The sequence below is a fragment of the Marinobacter sp. genome, assembly GCF_041686475.1.
In the GTDB taxonomy this organism is placed as follows: Bacteria; Pseudomonadota; Gammaproteobacteria; order Pseudomonadales; family Oleiphilaceae; genus Marinobacter.
This window is the reverse complement of sequence record NZ_JAWLDU010000112.1, coordinates 1-4,734: the sequence shown is the minus strand read 5'-3', so window position 1 is coordinate 4,734 and position 4,734 is coordinate 1. Positions and strand designations below refer to the sequence as shown.

Annotated in this window: 4 protein-coding genes; 2 read left to right on the top strand and 2 right to left on the bottom strand. The window is 58.3% G+C overall.

The features are described 5' to 3' along the window. Positions 1-1,048: NAD(P)-dependent alcohol dehydrogenase (locus ACESMB_RS14740; protein WP_372971957.1), on the bottom strand; the 1,048-nt coding region annotated here is incomplete at its 3' end. 98 nt (positions 1,049-1,146) lie between these two features. Then, positions 1,147-2,022, bottom strand: coding sequence for an AraC family transcriptional regulator (locus tag ACESMB_RS14735; RefSeq protein ID WP_372926294.1), 876 nt, complete (start codon positions 2,020-2,022; stop codon positions 1,147-1,149). Positions 2,023-2,170: 148 nt separating this feature from the next. On the opposite strand from ACESMB_RS14735, the gene ACESMB_RS14730 reads away from it, so the two are divergent. Together ACESMB_RS14730 and ACESMB_RS14725 are read left to right on the top strand one after the other, a co-directional pair. Beyond that, positions 2,171-3,661 (top strand): CoA-acylating methylmalonate-semialdehyde dehydrogenase, encoded by a 1,491-nt coding sequence (locus ACESMB_RS14730; RefSeq protein ID WP_372971956.1) that lies wholly within the window; start codon positions 2,171-2,173, stop codon positions 3,659-3,661. A gap of 9 nt (positions 3,662-3,670) precedes the next feature. Further along, on the top strand, positions 3,671-4,734 hold a 1,064-nt coding region (locus ACESMB_RS14725; protein ID WP_372971955.1), incomplete at its 3' end, for an acyl-CoA dehydrogenase family protein.

The window sequence follows — 4,734 nt, the reverse complement described above, 5'->3', positions numbered from 1 at the left end:
CTTTCAGGGTTTTCATGTCGATCACGAAGCGATACTTCACGTCGCCTTTCTTCATGCGCTCGTAGGCTTCATTGATGTTTTTCATATCCAGCATCTCTACATCGCAGGTGATGCCATGCCCGGCGCAGAAATCCAGCACTTCCTGGGTTTCCGGCATGCCACCGATGAGCGAGCCGCCCAGAACCCGGCGCTTCATTACCAGGGCTCCGGCCTGAAGGGCAGGGTCAACGGGCTCCATAAGGCCCACCAGGATGTGTGTGCCATCGTACTTGAGACAGTTAAGGTAAGGGTTCAGGTCGTGCTGCACCGGTACCGTGTCCAGCATGAAATCGAAAGATTCCGCCGCAGCCTTCATCTGGTCTCTGTCTGTGGAAATGATGACGTGGTCAGCACCCTGCTTTTTCGCCTCGGATACTTTTTCTTCTGAACGGGTAAAGATAGTGACTTCCGCGCCCAGGGCTTTGGCAAATTTCACGCCCATGTGGCCGAGACCGCCCATACCGATTACGCCGACTTTGTCGCCGGCCTTGACGCCGTAGTGGCGAAGCGGGGAGTAGGTGGTAATGCCGGCGCAGAGAATGGGTGCGGCGGAAGCCGGGTCCAGTTTTTCCGGTACCTTGACCACGAAACGTTCGCTGACCACCACGTTATCGGAATAGCCGCCATAGGTGATGGAACCATCGTGGCGGTCCACGCCATTATATGTGCCGGTCATGCCATCCAGGCAATACTGTTCCAGTCCGGACTCACAGGCGGAGCAAGTGCGACAGGAGTCGACCATACAGCCTACACCTACAGTGTCACCCACTTTGTAGCTTTTAACCTCGGGGCCAACAGCCGTTACCCGGCCGATGATTTCGTGGCCCGGTACAACCGGGAACTCGGAAAAGCCCCAGTCATTCTGGGCAAAGTGGATGTCGGTGTGGCACACGCCGCAGTAATCTATCTCGATGGAGACATCGTCCGGGCGTGGCTCGCGACGGTCAAAACTGAAAGGCGCCAGCTTCGAGTCTGCGGATTGGGCTGCGTAAGCTTTGGTATTCGCCATGGTCAGTGTTTCCTTGATGATCGATAAGTGTTGGAAGCGATACGTACTAGTTTCGGGCTGGATTCAGTTTTTCAACCTTGGACCCCATTAACGGGATGTCAGTGACGATGAGTATGCCGGTAGTCAGTGGGAGACTGGCCCATGACTTTCTTGAAAAGCCGTGAAAAGTAATAGTTGTCGTCGTAGCCCAGCTTGTTGCTGATCTGGGTGAAAGAGTGGTCCGTGGTGTCCAGCATCTGGCAGGCCTGCTCCACTTTCAGGTGCAGAAAATGCTGGATCGGAGAAACGCCGGTCATTGCGCGATAACGGGTGGCGAAATGCGCCGGTGACAGGCCGGTCAGGTCGGCAAGCTGGTTGAGTGTGATGCGCTCGTCCAGATGCTCCCGCATGAAATTGTGGATAATGTCCAGGTCTGGCTGCTGGGCATGGCTGGCCTCACCGACGCTCAGGGGTACCGCCGCCAGTAACTGCCGCAAACGGTTGGCCACGTGGACCAGGCCAGGGGTGCGGAAGCCGGTTTGCCTGACTGACAACAAACCGTTGAAGTCCACCAGCAACCTGGGTTGCCGACCTATGTGCTGGATGAATATGTCATCACTGAAACCCATGTGTTCGCGGAAGTTTTCCGCCAATGGGCCGGCATAGTGCACCCAATGAATTGTCCATGGGTTATCCGGTGCGGCGGTATAACGGTGGGCTGCCCCTGCCGGTATCAGCACCAGGTCGCCGGCCCGGACCAGGCAGGGCTCGTCCTCGATACTGAGATAGGCTTCCCCTTCCGTGCAATGGATCAAAAGATCATCATTGTGGTGTTCCCGATGCATGTGATGGCCAGCCGCGCGGCGGTAGTGGCCGAAGGCGAGTGGATAAAGATCGCGGGTCAGCGGGTGCCTCGATAGACTACGTATTACCGGGTCCGGGATGACATAACGGATGCTGTCGGCCGGCACGGGCCACTGGGAAGTCTTGGTCATAATCGTTGGCTGCATTTCTCGTGTGACGAAAGATAATCCATCATGGTCGAAACTTAGTCAATCATGAAGCGGGGGATGGCTGTGCTAGGATCGTTTAAAACCTGAGGGCAACGCCCCAATATCTACAACAATGACAGGGAACACCGCTATGAAAAACGTACCCCTTTATATCGCTGGTGAGTTTGTAGAAAGCCAGACCGACCAGTGGATTGACGTCACCGATCCTGCCACCAACGAAGTCATCGCACGTGCGCCCTGCGCGACAGATGCGGAAATGCGTCGTGCCATCGACAATGCCGGCAAAGTATTCAAGGCCTGGCGAGAAACCCCGGTTTCCGAACGCGCCCGGGTAATGATGCGTTACCAGGCGCTGCTGAAAGAACATCACGATGAAATTGCCGAGATTCTCTCCAGTGAAACCGGCAAGACCTTTGAGGATGCCAAAGGCGATGTGTGGCGTGGTATCGAGGTTGTGGAGCACGCAGCCAACATCCCGTCCCTGATGATGGGCGAAACCGTTGAGAACGTGGCCCGCGAAGTGGATACCTATTCCTACACCCAGCCCCTGGGTGTCTGTGCCGGTATCACCCCGTTCAACTTCCCGGCGATGATCCCGCTGTGGATGTTTCCCATGGCCATCGCCTGCGGAAATACCTTTATTCTCAAGCCGTCCGAGCAGGATCCGCTGACGCCGATGCGCCTCGCGGAACTGTTTGAACAGGCAGGCGCGCCCAAGGGCGTGCTGCAGGTGGTTCACGGCGGCAAGGAGCAGGTGGATGTTCTGCTGACCGATCCCGCGATCAAGGCGGTGTCCTTCGTCGGTTCCGTGCCGGTAGGCCGTTACATCTACGAGACCGGTACCCGCAACATGAAGCGTGTACAGAGCTTCGCCGGTGCCAAGAACCACATGGTTGTGCTGCCGGATGCCAACAAAGACCAGGTGGTCAAGGCCCTGGTAGGCGCGTCCGTTGGCGCCGCCGGCCAGCGTTGCATGGCTATCTCCGTGGCAGTCTTCGTGGGCGAGGCCCAGGAGTGGATACCGGAGGTGAGGGACGCCCTGGCTGCGGCCAGGCCCGGCGCCTGGAATGACAAGTCCGCCAGCTACGGTCCGATTATCAGCCAGAAAGCGAAAGAGCGTGTGGAATCACTGATTACACGCGGTGAGGAAGAAGGCGCCAACCTGCTGCTGGACGGGCGCAACTGCACGGTCGATGGCCTGCCGGATGGCAACTGGGTAGGTCCTACCCTGTTCTCGGGCGTCAAGACCGATATGGATATCTACAAGGAAGAGATCTTCGGCCCGGTGCTGTCCTGCATGGAAGTGGATACCCTGGCGGATGCCATTGCCCTGGTGAATGACAGCCCCTACGGTAACGGCACTTCCATCTTCACCAGCTCCGGTGGTGCGGCGCGCCGCTACCAGCATGAAATCGAGGTGGGCCAGGTGGGCATCAACGTACCCATTCCGGTGCCCCTGCCATTCTTCTCGTTCACCGGATGGAAAGGTTCTTTCTACGGTGATCAGCATGCCTACGGCAAGCAGGCAGTGAAGTTCTACACCGAAACCAAGACCATCACAGCGCGCTGGTTCAGCAGCGATGCGGTTGCCGAAACCAACTTCTCCATCCGCATGCGGTAAGGGGAAACCATGAACTTTGATCTGACGGAAGATCAGCTGGCCTTCCGTGAGGCTGCCAAAGCCTTTGCGGAAAAGGCCATGGCGCCGCACGCGGCGAAATGGGACGCAGAGCATGTGTTTCCGGTGGAAGTGATCCGCGAAGCCGGCGAGATGGGTTTCTGCGGTATCTATACCCCGGAGGCCCAGGGCGGTTTGGGGCTGTCGCGGCTGGATACCAGCGTGATCGTGGAAGAGCTGGCGGCTGCCTGCCCTTCCACCGCCGCCTACATCACCATTCACAACATGGCCACCTGGATGGTGGCGCAGTTCGGCAATGCCGACATCCAGCAACAGATCGCGCCAAGAATGGCCAGCGGTGAATGGCTGAGCTCCTACTGCCTGACCGAACCGGGTGCCGGCTCTGATGCCGGCAACCTGCGCACCAAGGCCACCCGTGACGGCGAAAGCTACCTGATCAATGGTAGCAAGGTGTTTATCTCCGGCGCAGGCGCTACCCAGATGCTGGTGGTCATGGCCCGCACCGGCGATCCGGACAGCGGCCCCAGGGGCATCAGTGCCTTCGTGGTGCCGGCCGACAGTGACGGTATCCACTACGGCAAGGCCGAGGAAAAAATGGGCTGGAACAGTCAGCCTACCCGCCAGATAACCTTTGAAAACGTCCGCGTGCCGGCCAACAATCGACTGGGCGAAGAAGGCCAGGGCTTCATGATTGCCATGAAAGGCCTGGACGGCGGACGTCTGAACATCGCTACCTGCTCTATCGGTGGTGCCCACGCTGCCTTGCTGCGCGCCCGGAATTACATGCACGAGCGCGAACAGTTCGGCCAGTCGCTGGCGGGCTTTCAGGCGCTGCAGTTCAAGCTGGCGGATATGGCTACCAATCTGGTCGCAGCCAGGCAGATGGTTCGTCTGGCTGCCTATCGGCTCGATCAGGGTGATAACGAAGCCACCCTCCATTGCGCCATGGCCAAACGTTTCGCCACCGATGCCTGCTTTGACGTCTGCAACGAGGCGCTTCAACTTCATGGCGGCTACGGTTACATCCGTGAATACCCGCTGGAGCGTTATGTGCG